The organism is Leisingera sp. M523, assembly GCF_025141335.1.
Classification (GTDB): Bacteria; Pseudomonadota; Alphaproteobacteria; order Rhodobacterales; family Rhodobacteraceae; genus Leisingera.
This window is the reverse complement of the sequence record NZ_CP081036.1, coordinates 1,281,333-1,295,387: the sequence shown is the minus strand read 5'-3', so window position 1 is coordinate 1,295,387 and position 14,055 is coordinate 1,281,333. Positions and strand designations below refer to the sequence as shown.

The following is a 14,055-nucleotide window of genomic DNA, read 5'->3' as shown; positions in this document are numbered from 1 at the left end:
CAGATTTACCAGCGCCAAAAGGGAGAGCCTGCAGTGACGGCAGATCAGATCATCGAACATTTGGGCTTGCAGCAGCACCCCGAGGGCGGATGGTACCGGGAAACCTGGCGGGCCGGGAATGAAGGCCGCCCCGCAGGCACCTGTATTTACTTTCTTTTAAAGGACGGCGAAAACAGCCATTGGCACCGGGTCGATGCAACGGAGATCTGGCTTTTCCACGCCGGTGCACCGCTGGTGCTGTCGGTGGCGGAGACAAGGGAAGGCCCGGCACAGGACCACATACTGACCCCTGATCTGACCAAAGGCGCGCCGCAGCAGATCGTGCCAAAAGGTCACTGGCAGGCGGCCCGCACAACCGGGGATTGCACATTGGTAAGCTGCACCGTCTCGCCCGGGTTCCAGTTCGAAGGATTCGAACTTGCTGCGCCTGGCTTTGACATCCCGCGTGGCTGACCCCACCTCTTGCCGCGAATCAGAAGACTGGACAAAACTGTCCATATGCCTGCACTTATGGACCACACCACCCTAATCAAGTCGCTGCCGCCGGAGACCAAAGCGTTCTTGACCACCCGTTCCGATGCTGCGGGGCTGCAGCATCTTGCGCTGTACCTTGCCGCATTGGCTGTCTGCACCACGGGCCTTGCGCTGCAAGTGCCTTTCTGGCCGCTTCTGCTGCTGCCGCAGGGGGTGCTGCTGGTCTTCCTGTTCACCCTCAGCCACGAATGCACCCACCAGACCCCGTTCCGCAGCAAGTGGCTGAACGAGGCCGCAGGCCATGTCTGCGCCTTGGCCATGGCGCTGCCTTTTGTCTGGTTCCGCTACTTTCACCTGGCGCATCACAAGTTCACCAACGACCCCGAACGCGACCCCGAGCTGGAACAAGGACCGCGCCCGGAGACCATTCCCCAATGGCTGAAATACCTCAGCGGCTGGGGTTATTGGCGCGGTATGGCGGGGACCCTTTGGCGCAACGCCTTTGGCACCATTGATGCGCCGTACCTGCCGGAACGCCGCCACGCCCACATGCGGCTGGAGGCGCGGGTGCTGTTAATCGTCTACACAGCCGCCCTGCTGACCCTGCTGGTGTCACCATTGGTTTTGCGGTTGTGGCTTGTGCCGCTGCTGATCGGCCAGCCGTTCCTGCGCGCCTATCTGTTGGCAGAACACGGGCTCTGCCCGCCAGTTGCCAACATGCTGGAGAACTCCCGCACCACTTTCACCAACCGGTTGGTGCGCTTTCTGGCCTGGAACATGCCTTATCATGCCGAGCATCATGCTTTTCCGAATGTGCCTTTTTACCAGCTGCCCGCTTTCCATGCCATCACACAGGCGCACCTGAAGTCGGCTTCGGGCGGGTATGCGGAGTTTACATCAGACTACCTCCGGCAGATTTCCCACTGACCGGCCGTCAAAGGCCGCACAAATTTCTTCAAAGAAATTTGACAAGAAACTTCGAAGTTTCTTGTCCCCGCGTCTCTATCTTACGCCCCCGGCACGCTCACCACCCCGCCGCCGACGCAGGCGCGTACACCAGTGGTGCCGGGGCAGGACGTCGCCATCCCCCGCGCCACCCGCACCGCCAGATGGGCAAAGGCCTGCGCCTCCAGCATGTCGCCGTCCAGGCCTGCGTCCTCGACGGGTTTCACTGTACAGTCCAGCGACACCCGCAGCATCTGCATCAGCACCGGGTTGCGCCGCCCGCCGCCAGTGACCAGCACCACCTCCGGCGGCTCCGGGCAATGCTCCATCCCCTGCGCCACCGAGGCTGCGCACATGGCGATCAAGGTCGCCGCGGCGTCCGAGTCATTCAACTCCTTCACCAACCCGACCATCTCGTCAAAATCGTTCCTATCCAGTGACTTAGGCGGCATTCTTGCAAAGTAAGGCTCGGCCAGAAACAGCTCCAAAGCACCGGTCTCCACGGTGCCGGAGCGCGCCACCTTGCCATCTGCGTCCCAGGGAATGCCAAGCCGCTCCTGCACCAGATCATTGACCGGCGCATTGGCCGGGCCGGTGTCAAACGCCAGCAGCGCGCCGGGTTCCTCGGCCCGCTCAAACCGCGGATCCACATAGGTCAAGTTGCCAACCCCGCCCAGGTTCAGGAAACACAGCGGCCGTTCGGCGCCGATGTATTTGGCGCAGGCAAAGTGAAAGAACGGCGCCAGCGGCGCGCCCTCTCCGCCCATCGACACATCGTCTGAGCGGAAATCCCAGACCACCGGCTTGCCAAGACGTTCGGCCAGAGCCGCCCCATCGCCCACCTGCAGCGTACCCTGCAGCCGCGGCGCATGGGCCAGGGTCTGGCCATGAAAGCCGATGACCTCCACGTCCTCGAACTCTGCCAGCGCCGCCGCATGGGCCGCATCGCAAACCCCGGCAGCCGCCTCAACCTCCGGCCCGGTCCATTTGCCCAGCCCTGCCCGCAGCACGCTACGCTCGGCTTCGGTGTACTCGCGGTAACTGCTCTCGCCAAATCCGTGAATGCGCGCGCCATCGGTCACCACCACGGCGGCATCCACCCCGTCCAGCGATGTGCCGCTCATCGCTCCCAGCGCCCGCACCGGGCCTGTTTTTGCTATGGCCCTGCTCATGGCCTGCCCCCGTCCTTATGGCTCCGGGCCGTTCCGCCCGCTTGCGCCTGACTCTACAACGCTTAAATTGCCGGGAAAACAGGTTCCAACCGGCATCAATGCGATTTATAGGGCATGGTGCAAATTCATAGACCGAGGCATGTTATGACCTACACACCGAAATCGGATTTCGTCGCAGTCATGATGGAACGCGGGTTCCTCGCGGACTGCACCGATTATCAGGGGCTGGATGACGCCCTGATCAGCGGTGTGCGCCCGGCCTATATCGGCTTTGATGCGACAGCGAAGTCATTGCATGTCGGCTCGCTGATCCAGATCATGATGCTGCGCTGGTTCCAGAAAACCGGCCACCAGCCGATCACCCTGATGGGCGGCGGCACCACCAAGGTGGGCGACCCCTCCTTTCGCGCCGATGAACGCCCGCTGCTGACTGAGGCGCAGATTGACGACAACATCGCCGGCATCAAGAAGGTGTTCTCGGCCTACATAGACTATGACAGCGATGCGCCAAACAAGGCGCTGATGCTGAACAACGCCGAATGGCTGGACGGTCTGAACTATCTGGAATTCCTGCGCGACATCGGCCGCCATTTCTCGGTAAACCGGATGCTGGCGTTTGAAAGCGTGAAATCGCGCCTCGACCGCGAGCAATCTCTGTCGTTCCTCGAATTCAACTACATGATCTTGCAGGCCTATGACTTCATGGAGCTGAACAACCGCTACGGCTGCATCCTGCAGATGGGCGGCTCGGATCAATGGGGCAATATCGTCAATGGTATCGACCTCACCCGCCGCACCATCGAGCATGAGGTCTATGGCCTCACCTCGCCGCTGCTGACCACATCGGACGGCAAGAAGATGGGCAAATCGCAGGACGGCGCGGTCTGGCTGAATGCCGAAATGCGCAGCCCATACGAGTTCTGGCAATTCTGGCGCAACACCACCGACGCCGACGTGGGCCGCTTCCTGAAGCTTTATACCGAGCTGCCGGTTGATGAGTGCGAGCGCCTGGGCGCGCTGGCAGGGTCCGAGGTCAACGCCGCCAAGGTGATCCTGGCGAATGAGGTGACCACGCTGCTGCACGGTGCCGGGGCCGCCACCGCGGCCGAAGCCACCGCCCGCGAAGTGTTTGAGAAGGGCGGAGTGGGCGACGACCTCCCGACCCTGTCGCTCACTCCGGCGGATCTGGGTGACGGGATTTCCATTGTGCAGCTGATCGTGAAATCCGGCCTCGCCAAATCCGGCAAGGACGCCAAACGGCTGATTTCCGAGAATGGTGCCAAAATCGACGACCAGCCGTTGACCGATGCCGGCCTGATGATCGACGCAGGCGCGCTCTCTTCGCCAATCAAACTGAGCGCCGGCAAAAAGCGCCACGCGCTGGTGCGGCTGGACGGTTGAACAGGCCGGAAGTAACACAGTAAAGGGGAGCCGCCGCGCTCCCCTTTCTCTTTTGCAGCTTTCTTTTGCAGCAAGCCCTCCCGCCCATTCCGGCCCCATCCTAGATGGGCCGTCATGGTTGGGCATAGCGCCGCGCAGCCACGCGGCGCGGTCGCGCTTCCTTTGAGACACACACCAATACAGGCCAGCGCCGGGTCAAGGACGGCACAGCCGCCGTGCGCAGCACGGTTTATCCTTGAGGCGGGGATGGCCAGGGTAAACTCAAACAGGCGCCTTGAGGGCAAACCTGCCCTTAAGCGCCTCTCAGCAGTAATTCCTGCCTAGAATGCCAGCGCTTCCAGCAGCGTCAGCACCAGAAACACCGGCACCGACAGCCCGATGGCAATCAGCAGTGCCGCTGCCTTGGTCATCCGCGGGGCCGCAGCCGCCTGCCCCATGATCAGTTTTGTTTGCTTCATGCGGAAAGTTAACCATGATTTAGGTTTCCAGCGCGTTAATGGCCCCATGTTCGACAGCGCCCCCGATCCCGATATGCCCGCAGCGGCAACCACCCGCCCGCAGCTCCGCGCGCTCCAGCAATCGCCGGAGTTTGCCCGTGCGCTGATGGCCTGCGGACAGGACCCGCTGATACTGGAAGACGCACAGAACCTGCTGGTCCTGCACCGCCGCCTGCCCGGCGGGCTGCGCCTGGCGATGGTGAACCGGGCGGATCTGAGCAACCCCGCCCCCCTGATGCCAGCCTTACGCAGGCGCGGCCTGGGCCGCACCCCGCTGATCCTGTCGCCGGAAACACCGGCCCCGCAGCTCGCCCGCCTTGGTGCAGTACCGCTTGTCACCCCTGCGCATGCTGCGCTTTGGGATCTGACCGAAGATCCGGAGCAGCGCCGCGAAGCCCTGCACCAGAAATGGCGCAACCGGTTGAACCACGGCGAATCCCAGGGCCTGCGACTCACCCGCCAGAACCTGCCGCACGACCCGCGCCACTGGCTGTTTGCAGCCGATGCCAAACAGCAATCCGCCCGCGGCTACCGCAGCTGGCCCATCGCCCTCACCCTTGCCTATGCGCGTGAAAACAAGGGCCAGGCCAAACTGTTCCAGGCATTCGAGGGCAAAGACCCGGTCGCCGCCATCCTGATCCTCACCCATGGCAGCAGCGCCACCTACCACATCGCCCATACCACCGCGCGCGGCAAACAGCTCAGCGCCCATCCCCTGCTGATGTGGGAGGCCGCATGCTGGCTTGCCACCAAGGGCATCTGCCGCCTCGACCTTGGCCTGATCGACACAAGCCGCGCCGCTGGGCTTGCCCGGTTCAAACTCGGCACCGGCGCCAAGGCGCACCGCCTGGGCGGAACCTGGGGCCTTTGGCCGCCGTTGGGCCGCCTCTTACGTCCCCTGGCGCTGCTGGACCGGCAGCAAATGGGCGCCTGACCGCTCCGCGACGTCCCGTCCCGCTGGACAGATGCAGGCCGCCTCCATTATATGAACACACGTTCAGATAACCGGGAGGAGCCCCGTTCATGAAACTTGCAGACACCGCTGCCATTGTCACCGGCGCCGCCTCGGGCCTGGGCGAGGCCACCGCCCGCTACTTTGCCGACCAAGGCGCCCAGGTCACTATCCTGGACCGCGACGCCGACCGCGGCGCCATGGTGGCGCAAGAGATCGGCGGGCATTTCGCCCAAACCGACGTCACCAGCGAAGAATCAGTCTCCGCCGCCATCGCCCACGCGGCCGGGAAGATGGGCAAGATCACCGCTTGTGTGAACTGCGCCGGTATCGCCATCGGTGCCAAGACCGTCGGCAAGGACGGCGCGCATCCGCTGGACGCCTACAAGCGCACCATCGACATCAATCTAGTCGGCACCTTCAACGTGGCGCGCCTCGCTGCTGTGGAAATCGCCAAGAACACTCCGGACGCGGATAACGCCCGCGGCGTGATCATCAACACAGCATCCATCGCAGCCTTTGACGGCCAAAAGGGCCAGGCCGCCTATGCCGCCTCCAAGGGCGGGGTCGCGGGCATGTGCCTGCCGATGGCACGTGATCTCGCATCCTCCGGCATCCGGGTGATGACCATTGCACCCGGCATCTTCATGACCCCGATGCTGGCAGGCCTGCCAGAGGAAGTGCAGCAGCAACTGGCGGCAGACGTGCCCAACCCCGCGCGCCTGGGCGATCCCCGCGAATACGGCCGCCTTGCAGGCTTCATCGTCGAAATGGGTTACCTCAACGGAGAAGTCATCCGCATCGACGGCGCCCTGCGCATGCGCTGACGCCCAGCTGCTGAGGCCGGGTCAAGGGCCGCGCAAGCGGCGGCGCTTGCGCCGTTCACCCTTGACGCGGCCTCAGCAGGTCAAACACTCGAAATCGCGCCTTCAGGGCAAACTTGCCCCTGAAGCGCATCTCAGCAAAAACTTCTGCATTGCGCAGCAATGCCTGGCCCAAGGCCGCACAAAGGTGCTTGGCGCAGCCAAACACCTGCGGGCGCGGGAGCCACCCCGGCAATTGACAATCCCAGCCTCCCGATCTTCACTAGCTGGTCAGGAGGCTTCGATGAGCAAAACCGAACGGCAGAAAATGCAGGCAGGCGAATGGTACTGTTGCCTGGACGGCGAACTCTCGGCGTTGCGCCATCAGGCCCGGATTGCGGTGCACCAGCACAACGCCGAACTTCCGGATCCGTCAGAAAACCTCAGCCCTTCGCTGGCCGCGCTCTTTGCGGCCCACGGCGAAAACTGCCTGGTTGAGGCGCCGTTTCATTGCGCCTATGGCATCAACATCACCCTGGGCTGCAACGTCTATCTGAACGCCGGCTGCACCATTCTGGACACCGCGCCGGTCACCATCGGCGACGGCGCCATGCTGGGGCCGAATGTGCAGATCTACTGCGCCCAGCACCACAAGGACAGGGCATTGCGGGCGCAAGGGCTGGAGATCGCCCGCCCCGTTACCCTGGGCACGGACGTCTGGATCGGCGGCGGCGCAATCCTCCTGCCGGGCGTCACCATTGGCGATGGCGCCATCGTCGGTGCCGGGGCAGTAGTGGCCAGGGATGTGGCTGCAGGCGAAACGGTGACAGGCAACCCCGCCCGCCCCCGGCGCCTGTAATCAAGCCGGTCGTCAGACGGTTAAGGCAGCGCCCGCCGCCTTAACCCGCGCTTCATATTTCCTGATGAATTCCAAAGCATTATGGCAGGATCTTTGACCAAATGTTTCGCGCGCGAAACATTTGGTCAGCCTTACTGTCCTAACTGGAACAATGGTCTCAGCCCTCGGCTTTTTCTTCCAGCAGCAGCCATTCTTCCTCAGCTGCCGCCAGCTTTTCCTGCCGCTCCACCAGCGCCTCGGTCGCTTTCTTGAACTTGACCGGCTCGCGGGTGAACAGCGCTGGATCCGCCATCAATTCCTGCAGTTTGCCAATCTCCGCTTCCAGCCGCTCAATCTCTCCCGGCAGCGCCTCAAGCCGGTGCTTTTCCTTAAAGCTCAGCCCGTCCTTGGGCTGGCTTTCCTGCTTGGGCTTCGGCTTTGCAATCTTCACCTTCTCAGACTTGTCCGCAACCTCCAGCGGCCCGCGCTGCGCCAGGTAGTCGCTCCATCCGCCGGCATATGCCGTGGCCTTGCCGTCGCCTTCCATCGCAATGGTGGTGGTCGCCACCCGGTCCAGAAAATCCCGGTCGTGGCTCACCAGCAGCACGGTGCCGTCGTAGTTATCGAGCAGCTCCTGCAAGAGGTCCAGCGTCTCCACATCCAGGTCGTTGGTTGGTTCGTCCAAAACCAGCAGATTCGAGGACCGCGCCATCAGCCGCGCCAAAAGCAGCCGCGCCTTCTCACCGCCCGACAAAGACCGCACCGGGGCACGTGCCTGGGCTTCATCAAACAGAAACTCTTTCAGATAGCCCACCACATGTTTCGGCTGCCCGCGCACCATCACCTGATCCGCCTTGCCGGAAACCCCCAGCAGTGGATCCGCGGTCAGATTCTCCCACAGCGTCGCATTGCCATCCAATTGATCCCGCGTCTGATCAAACAGCGCCAGCTCCAGATTGGTGCCCAGCTTCACCGCCCCCGTATCCGGCTGTTCCAGCCCCAGCAGCATCTTCAACAGCGTGGTCTTGCCTGCGCCATTGGGTCCGACAAAAGCCACCCGGTCGCCGCGCTGCACCTTCAGCGAGAATTCCTGCACGATCTGCTTGCCGCCAAAGGCCTTGCCCAGCCCCTCGGCCTCAATCACCTTGCGGCCCGATTTCGGCCCCGAATCCAACGCCATCTCAGCCGCGCCCTGGCGCTTGATCTGGCTGCTGCGTTCGGATTTCAGATCCTGCAGCGCCCGCACCCGGCCCATGTTGCGCTTGCGGCGGGCGGAAATCCCCTCCACCGCCCAGCGGCTTTCGGATTTGATCAGCCGGTTCAACTTGTGCCGCTGCTGGTCTTCTTCCTCCCACAGCTTGTCACGCCAGGCTTCAAAGGCCTCAAACCCCTTCTCCTGCCGGCGCACCTCGCCGCGGTCCACCCACAGCGTGGCCTTCGTCAGCGCCCGCAAAAACGCCCGGTCGTGGCTGATCAGCACAAAACCCGCGCGGGTCGCCTTCAGCTCATTCTCCAGCCAGGTGATCGCTTCGATATCCAGGTGGTTGGTCGGCTCGTCCAGCAGCATCAGATCCGGCGCCTCGGCCATCAGCTTGGCCAGCGCGGCCCGGCGCCGTTCACCGCCGGATGCGGTTTCAACGGGACGCGCCGGATCGAACTTCAACCCTTCGCCCGCGCGCTCCACTTTGTACATCTCACCGGGATCCAGCGCGCTGGCGGCAAAATCGCCCAAGGTCGCAAAACCCGTCATCTGCGGATCCTGCTCCATGTAGCCCACCGATTTACCCGGCGGCACCACAATCGCACCCTTATCCGCCTCAACAATCCCCGCCATCACCTTCATCAGCGTGGATTTCCCCGACCCGTTGCGGCCCACCAGGGCAACGCGGTCGCCGGGCTGAACCACCAGATCGAGATCGGAAAAAACCGGATCGCCCCCAAAGGTGAGAGAAATACCGGACATCTGCAAAAGAGGAATACGTGCCATGCCAGCCAGCTACCCCGGCGGCAGAATCGCGTCAACGCCGCTTCTTCATCTTTTCAAAAATACTCAAATTCACCCGGCCACCGCCCTGAGCAGCCGCTTGCGGGCAGCCGGAATGGCCCTGATCTCCAGCCCGGTGAACACATGCAGCGTGTTCATACAGGCATCGACCACCGCATGATCGCTGACCCAGCCGCCCATCAGCAGATAGGTCCGCAGCAACGGCGGCATATGCAGCAGCGCCTTTTTCGCATCCGGCTTCCGCCGCAGCCTCGCAGCAAATCGGAACACATCCGGCGCCTTCACCTGCGGCCGCCAGCAAAGCGGTGCCAGATGCCGGTGCTTCAGCAGCGCAAAAGCGTCCAGATATTCTGCCGTGGAGTTACCGGCAAAGGACGAGCAGCCAAACAGCATTTGCACGCCCCGGGCATCGACAAAGACGGTCACCGCGCCCCAGGCAACGCGCAGAATATCTGCATCCTGCTGATCCGGATGGACGCAAAACCGGCCCAGCTCCGCCATTCGGCCCTGGAACGCCTGCAATCCCTGCAAATCATAGAACTGCGCCGAATAGCTGCGCGGCAAGTCCGCTCCGTTTTCCAGCACCAGCAGCCGGAAGCAGCAGACCAGAGCACCGGTCCGCACCTCCTCCACCAGCACATGCGCGCAGGCCGCATCATAAGCGTCGCAATCGGTGCCGCCAGTGCGAAAGCACAGTGCGCGCAGCGCCTGCGCCGCCGCCACATCGGCCGGCCCCGCCGCCAGGCGGGCGCGGTAACATCCCTTGTGCAAAAGCACGCCCTGCTCCGCTGCCATCACGGCCTCCCCCTTCTCCGGCTCAGCCCTTAACATAAGCGCTGTGACAGCCCGGTGAAGCCCGCTGGACCGGCAGCCCCAGCCTTACTGGTCCTGCAGGAACTGATCGGGACCGAAGTTGCCCAGGCTGCCCAACAGCTGGCGCAGGAACGTGTTGTCCTGCACGCTGGAACTGGTCACCCGGCGTTCCAGCGGCACCACTTTGCCGTCTTCCAGGCTGAACCGCTCAATTCCCTGCACCACCCCGGCGGTGTCAAAGCTGATTGCAACCAGATCGCGTGCCACCGGTTTCGGGGCTGCGGCGCCATAGTGGCGGAACCGGGTCGCGACGTAATAATAACCGCTGTCGTTCAGCACCCCGGTCGAGGACGGGATGCCGACGCTTTCGGCCACCGAATCCCGGGTGTCGATCCCCGGCACCACTTCGGCCAGCTGGTCCGGCGTGGGCACATACCCGTGCTTGCGGTAAACCGACGAACAGGCCGCCAGTGCCAGCCCCGCCGCGGCAAAAACCGCCCCGCGAATAACGGACTTAAAGTGAAATGCCTTAGCAACCATGACTGCCCCCCGGCCTTATGCCGCAATGCGCGGCTTGAATACGTCTTTGAACCCGATTACCTAATGACCGCTTCCGGTTCAAGAAACGAAAGTCCCCGATTATGTCTGACAGCACCGCACTGCGGGTGGCGGATCTGCCGCAAAACGCCCCGACCGCCTTTGAAATTATCCCGGATAAAGCAAATCTGGCCGCATTGGCGGCTGAGCTGGGGGTGAACGCCCTGCGCAAGCTGCGCTTCACCGGCGAGATCAAGGCGCTTGGCAAACGCGACTGGCAGCTGACCGGATCTTTGGGGGCAACCGTAGTGCAGGATTGTGTGGTCACGCTTGAGCCGGTGACCACGCGGATTGAGGAGAACGTCCGCCTCACCTACCTGTCCCGCATGGAGATTCCGGACGAAGACGAGGCGGAAATGCCCGAGGATGACAGCACCGAACCGCTTGGCAGCCATATTGATCCGGGCGCCGTGATGGCCGAGGCGTTGGCGCTGCATATCCCCGTCTATCCGCGCAAAGACGGCGCTGAGCTGGGCGAAGCGGTCTATACCAAGCCCGGCACAGCACCGATGCGCGACGAGGATGCCCGCCCCTTTGCCGGTCTTGGCGCACTGCGCGGGCTGCTGAAAGATGAGGACTAAGCCGGAATTTCCGCGCTTGCGGAAATTGCATCTGGAACCGGCGGCAAAGCTGCCCTAAAAAACACCTTGCGCCGCCGGAGATTCGCAGTATTTTCGCGCGCTCATCGGAATTTTTGGTTGGACAATGCTTGGGCAGGCGCCTAAACGCACGTCAGACTGATCGAACAGAACGCAATCGCGCCGCGGGGATGGCCCCAAGGCCCAAAAGACAAAGGTTGAGACATGGCCGTCCAACAGAATAAAGTATCCAAATCGCGCCGCAACAACCGCCGCGCGCACGATGCACTGGTTGCTGCAAACCCGAACGAATGCGGCAACTGCGGCGAGCTGAAGCGCCCGCACCACGTATGCCCCTCCTGCGGCCATTACGACGACAAAGAAATCGTCGCAGCGGCTGACGAGATCGAGATCGACGAAGACGCGGCATAAGCCACGGACAGGATTTGATGCCAGGCAGGCTTTCGCATGACGGGTAAACCCGATCAAAATCAGGCAAAAGCCGGCCGCATCACCATTTCTGTTGACGCCATGGGCGGAGACGCCGGCCCCGCTGTTGTGGTGGCCGGCATTGCCATGTCGGCGGATAAGAATCCCGATATCGGCTTCATCCTGCACGGCCCCGCTGAACAGCTGAAACCGCTGGTCGCCAAAAAACGCATCCTTGAGGGCCGGGTTGAGATTCGCGACGTCCACGACGTTGTCACCATGGAGGACAAACCCTCCCAGGTGATGCGCAACGGCAAGGGCACCTCGATGTGGTCGGCGCTGGATGCGGTCAAGAACGGCGAAGCGGGCGGCGCTGTATCCTGCGGCAACACCGGCGCGCTGATGGCGCTGTCGATGCTGCGTCTGCGCAAGCTGCCGGGCGTCAACCGCCCCGCCATTGCCATCCTGTGGCCGTCGCTGAACCCGCAGGGCTTCAACGTTATGCTGGATGTCGGCGCCGACGTGAAGGCGGACGCCGAGGATCTGCTGCAATATGCGCTGATGGGCACCTCATATGTGCGCAATTCCATGGACATTGCCTGCCCGCGCGTCGGTCTGCTGAACGTGGGCACCGAAGAGCACAAGGGCAGCGCCGTGCTGAAAGAGGCCCACGCGCTGATCGCGGAGAACGCCGCACAGGCGAATTATGAATTCACCGGCTTTGTCGAAGGCAGCGATATTCCCGGTGATACCGCAGATGTGATCGTCACCGACGGCTTTACCGGAAATGTGGCGATCAAGACCGGCGAAGGCACCGCGCGGGTGATACGCACCGCCTTGCGGGAAGCCTTTGAATACTCGTTTTTGTCCAAGATTGCCGCCCTTCTGGCGATGACCTCTTTGAAAAGACTGTCCAAACGGATGGATCCGCGCCGGGTCAACGGCGGCGTGTTCCTGGGGCTCAATGGCACTGTGGTCAAATCCCACGGCGGCGCCGATGCCATGGGGGTTTCCGCTGCGGTCAAGCTGGCGTTCCGGCTGGCAGAGCATGGATTCGCCGAAAAGCTGGCGGCACGGGTTGCATCTGCCGGTGCGCATACCCAAGATGATACTGCCCCCCGCGAGACGCGGGCGGCCACCGAAAAAGATTAAAATAGGCAGGCAATCGAATGACGCGACGCGCGGTAGTTGTTGGCACAGGACACTATCTCCCCGAACGGGTGGTTGAAAACGCGGAATTCGAAGCCACGCTGGATACCACGGACGAATGGATCCGCAGCCGGTCTGGCATCGAACGCCGCCATTTCGCCGCCGAGGGTGAGACCACATCGGATATGGCCGCCAAGGCAGCGGAACGCGCTTTGGCAGACGCAGGGCTGACGGCTGAAGATGTGGACGCCATCATCGTGGCAACCTCCACCGCCGACCTCACCTTTCCCTCCGCCGCCACCATGGTGCAGTCCAAGCTGGGCATGACAAAAGGCTTTGCCTTTGACGTGCAGGCGGTCTGCGCCGGCTTTGTCTATGCGCTGAGCAATGCCAACGCGCTGATCGCCTCGGGCCAGGCAGAGCGGGTGCTGGTGATCGGTGCCGAGACTTTCAGCCGGATCATGGACTGGACCGACCGCGGCACCTGTGTGCTGTTCGGCGACGGCGCCGGCGCGCTGCTGCTGGAAGGTCAGGAGCAGCCCGGCACCAACAGGGACCGCGGCATCCTGTCGACCGACCTCAACTCGGACGGGCGCTACAAGGATCTCTTGTATGTGGACGGCGGCGTCTCCACCCAGTCGACCGGCCATCTGCGGATGCAGGGCAACCAGGTGTTCCGCCACGCGGTGGAAAAACTCGCCTCTACCGCGAACACCGCACTGGACAAGGCCGGGCTGGCGGCCGCGGATGTGGATTGGATCGTGCCGCATCAGGCCAATATCCGCATCATCCAGGGCACGGCCAAGAAAATGGGCCTCAGCATGGACAACGTGGTGGTAACCGTGCAGGATCACGGCAACACCTCTGCCGCCTCCATTCCGCTGGCCCTGTCCGTCGGCAAAGAGCGCGGCCAGATCAAGGAAGGCGATCTGATTGTGACCGAAGCCATCGGCGGCGGCCTCGCCTGGGGTGCCGTTGTGGTGCGCTGGTAACCCTGCAGTCTTAATTTTCGCCCGAAACACCCCGCGCAATTCATTGATATTGACAGGGAAATTCCCCGCGCCCTATGCTTTGGCAAACAACGGGGAATGGTATGGGCGAAAAAACACTTACACGAATGGATTTGAGTGAAGCAGTTTTCCGGGAAGTCGGCCTGTCGCGCAACGAAAGCGCGCAGCTGGTGGAAAGCATGCTGCAATACATGTCGGATGCCCTGGTGCGCGGTGAACAGGTGAAGATTTCCTCGTTCGGCACATTCAGCGTGCGGGACAAATCAGCCAGGGTCGGGCGCAACCCGAAAACCGGCGAAGAAGTGCCGATTCAGCCGCGGCGCGTGCTGACCTTCCGGCCCTCCCACCTGATGAAAGACCGCGTGGCAGACGGCAACCGTAAATAACGGGAC

The 14,055-nt window shown here is 62.6% G+C and carries 16 protein-coding genes; 11 read left to right on the top strand and 5 right to left on the bottom strand.

Annotated features, from left to right (window positions below; translation table 11 throughout):
- The first annotated feature begins 33 nt into the window (after positions 1-33).
- Both K3557_RS06365 and K3557_RS06360 read left to right on the top strand, forming a co-directional pair.
- Positions 34-453 carry a cupin domain-containing protein gene (locus tag K3557_RS06365; protein WP_259991581.1) on the top strand — a complete coding sequence of 140 codons (420 nt, stop codon included), beginning with the start codon at positions 34-36 and terminating at the stop codon, positions 451-453.
- A 45-nt stretch (positions 454-498) separates the two neighbouring features.
- Complete coding sequence (locus K3557_RS06360) at positions 499-1,401, top strand: fatty acid desaturase (protein WP_259998493.1); 903 nt, start codon at positions 499-501, stop codon at positions 1,399-1,401.
- Between the two features lie 80 nt (positions 1,402-1,481).
- On the opposite strand, the gene K3557_RS06355 is transcribed toward K3557_RS06360, so the two are convergent.
- Positions 1,482-2,591 carry an anhydro-N-acetylmuramic acid kinase gene (locus tag K3557_RS06355; protein ID WP_259998491.1) on the bottom strand — a complete coding sequence of 370 codons (1,110 nt, stop codon included), beginning with the start codon at positions 2,589-2,591 and terminating at the stop codon, positions 1,482-1,484.
- 144 nt (positions 2,592-2,735) lie between these two features.
- Between K3557_RS06355 and tyrS the strand changes: the two genes are divergently transcribed.
- Positions 2,736-3,992, top strand: coding sequence for a tyrosine--tRNA ligase (gene tyrS / locus K3557_RS06350; protein ID WP_259998489.1), 1,257 nt, complete (start codon positions 2,736-2,738; stop codon positions 3,990-3,992).
- 320 nt (positions 3,993-4,312) lie between these two features.
- Here tyrS and K3557_RS06345 read toward each other — a convergent pair whose 3' ends face one another.
- Positions 4,313-4,450, bottom strand: a complete 138-nt coding sequence (locus K3557_RS06345) for a hypothetical protein (protein WP_259998487.1) — start codon at positions 4,448-4,450, stop codon at positions 4,313-4,315.
- 46 nt (positions 4,451-4,496) lie between these two features.
- On the opposite strand from K3557_RS06345, the gene K3557_RS06340 reads away from it, so the two are divergent.
- The 3 genes from K3557_RS06340 (at position 4,497) to K3557_RS06330 (ending at position 7,103) form a co-directional block, all read left to right on the top strand.
- Positions 4,497-5,423 carry a GNAT family N-acetyltransferase gene (locus K3557_RS06340; RefSeq protein WP_259998485.1) on the top strand — a complete coding sequence of 309 codons (927 nt, stop codon included), beginning with the start codon at positions 4,497-4,499 and terminating at the stop codon, positions 5,421-5,423.
- An 89-nt stretch (positions 5,424-5,512) separates the two neighbouring features.
- Positions 5,513-6,268: an SDR family NAD(P)-dependent oxidoreductase gene (locus tag K3557_RS06335; RefSeq protein ID WP_259998483.1), complete on the top strand. Its 756-nt coding sequence runs from the start codon at positions 5,513-5,515 to the stop codon at positions 6,266-6,268.
- Positions 6,269-6,548: 280 nt separating this feature from the next.
- Complete coding sequence (locus K3557_RS06330; protein WP_259998481.1) at positions 6,549-7,103, top strand: sugar O-acetyltransferase; 555 nt, start codon at positions 6,549-6,551, stop codon at positions 7,101-7,103.
- A 157-nt stretch (positions 7,104-7,260) separates the two neighbouring features.
- Here the strand turns inward: K3557_RS06330 and K3557_RS06325 are convergent, their stop codons facing one another.
- The 3 genes from K3557_RS06325 to K3557_RS06315 form a co-directional block, all read right to left on the bottom strand.
- The gene (locus K3557_RS06325) at positions 7,261-9,045 is read right to left on the bottom strand and encodes an ABC-F family ATP-binding cassette domain-containing protein (protein ID WP_259999571.1); all 1,785 of its coding nucleotides are present in this window, start codon (positions 9,043-9,045) and stop codon (positions 7,261-7,263) included.
- Between the two features lie 93 nt (positions 9,046-9,138).
- Positions 9,139-9,882 (bottom strand): GNAT family N-acetyltransferase, encoded by a 744-nt coding sequence (locus K3557_RS06320; protein WP_259998479.1) that lies wholly within the window; start codon positions 9,880-9,882, stop codon positions 9,139-9,141.
- 84 nt (positions 9,883-9,966) lie between these two features.
- Positions 9,967-10,440, bottom strand: coding sequence for an outer membrane protein assembly factor BamE (locus K3557_RS06315; protein ID WP_259998478.1), 474 nt, complete (start codon positions 10,438-10,440; stop codon positions 9,967-9,969).
- Between the two features lie 101 nt (positions 10,441-10,541).
- On the opposite strand from K3557_RS06315, the gene K3557_RS06310 reads away from it, so the two are divergent.
- From K3557_RS06310 to ihfA, 5 genes are all read left to right on the top strand, one after another.
- Complete coding sequence (locus tag K3557_RS06310; protein WP_259998476.1) at positions 10,542-11,078, top strand: DUF177 domain-containing protein; 537 nt, start codon at positions 10,542-10,544, stop codon at positions 11,076-11,078.
- A gap of 222 nt (positions 11,079-11,300) precedes the next feature.
- Positions 11,301-11,507, top strand: coding sequence for a 50S ribosomal protein L32 (gene rpmF, locus K3557_RS06305; protein ID WP_008558107.1), 207 nt, complete (start codon positions 11,301-11,303; stop codon positions 11,505-11,507).
- Between the two features lie 36 nt (positions 11,508-11,543).
- Positions 11,544-12,656 carry a phosphate acyltransferase PlsX gene (gene plsX / locus K3557_RS06300; protein ID WP_259998474.1) on the top strand — a complete coding sequence of 371 codons (1,113 nt, stop codon included), beginning with the start codon at positions 11,544-11,546 and terminating at the stop codon, positions 12,654-12,656.
- Between the two features lie 17 nt (positions 12,657-12,673).
- Positions 12,674-13,645, top strand: a complete 972-nt coding sequence (locus K3557_RS06295; RefSeq protein WP_129371209.1) for a beta-ketoacyl-ACP synthase III — start codon at positions 12,674-12,676, stop codon at positions 13,643-13,645.
- 101 nt (positions 13,646-13,746) lie between these two features.
- Positions 13,747-14,049 (top strand): integration host factor subunit alpha, encoded by a 303-nt coding sequence (gene ihfA / locus K3557_RS06290; protein ID WP_024090431.1) that lies wholly within the window; start codon positions 13,747-13,749, stop codon positions 14,047-14,049.
- The last annotated feature ends 6 nt before the right edge of the window (positions 14,050-14,055 follow it).

What these genes read in the sequence shown, in the direction of transcription:
- K3557_RS06360 (WP_259998493.1), top strand. Translation starts at nt 499, where the DNA reads ATGCCTGCACTTATGGACCACACCACCCTAATCAAGTCGCTGCCGCCG.
- K3557_RS06355 (WP_259998491.1), bottom strand. Translation starts at nt 2,591, where the DNA reads ATGAGCAGGGCCATAGCAAAAACAGGCCCGGTGCGGGCGCTGGGAGCG.
- tyrS (WP_259998489.1), top strand. Translation starts at nt 2,736, where the DNA reads ATGACCTACACACCGAAATCGGATTTCGTCGCAGTCATGATGGAACGC.
- K3557_RS06345 (WP_259998487.1), bottom strand. Translation starts at nt 4,450, where the DNA reads ATGAAGCAAACAAAACTGATCATGGGGCAGGCGGCTGCGGCCCCGCGG.
- K3557_RS06340 (WP_259998485.1), top strand. Translation starts at nt 4,497, where the DNA reads ATGTTCGACAGCGCCCCCGATCCCGATATGCCCGCAGCGGCAACCACC.
- K3557_RS06335 (WP_259998483.1), top strand. Translation starts at nt 5,513, where the DNA reads ATGAAACTTGCAGACACCGCTGCCATTGTCACCGGCGCCGCCTCGGGC.
- K3557_RS06330 (WP_259998481.1), top strand. Translation starts at nt 6,549, where the DNA reads ATGAGCAAAACCGAACGGCAGAAAATGCAGGCAGGCGAATGGTACTGT.
- K3557_RS06325 (WP_259999571.1), bottom strand. Translation starts at nt 9,045, where the DNA reads ATGTCCGGTATTTCTCTCACCTTTGGGGGCGATCCGGTTTTTTCCGAT.
- K3557_RS06320 (WP_259998479.1), bottom strand. Translation starts at nt 9,882, where the DNA reads ATGGCAGCGGAGCAGGGCGTGCTTTTGCACAAGGGATGTTACCGCGCC.
- K3557_RS06315 (WP_259998478.1), bottom strand. Translation starts at nt 10,440, where the DNA reads ATGGTTGCTAAGGCATTTCACTTTAAGTCCGTTATTCGCGGGGCGGTT.
- K3557_RS06310 (WP_259998476.1), top strand. Translation starts at nt 10,542, where the DNA reads ATGTCTGACAGCACCGCACTGCGGGTGGCGGATCTGCCGCAAAACGCC.
- rpmF (WP_008558107.1), top strand. Translation starts at nt 11,301, where the DNA reads ATGGCCGTCCAACAGAATAAAGTATCCAAATCGCGCCGCAACAACCGC.
- plsX (WP_259998474.1), top strand. Translation starts at nt 11,544, where the DNA reads ATGACGGGTAAACCCGATCAAAATCAGGCAAAAGCCGGCCGCATCACC.
- K3557_RS06295 (WP_129371209.1), top strand. Translation starts at nt 12,674, where the DNA reads ATGACGCGACGCGCGGTAGTTGTTGGCACAGGACACTATCTCCCCGAA.
- ihfA (WP_024090431.1), top strand. Translation starts at nt 13,747, where the DNA reads ATGGGCGAAAAAACACTTACACGAATGGATTTGAGTGAAGCAGTTTTC.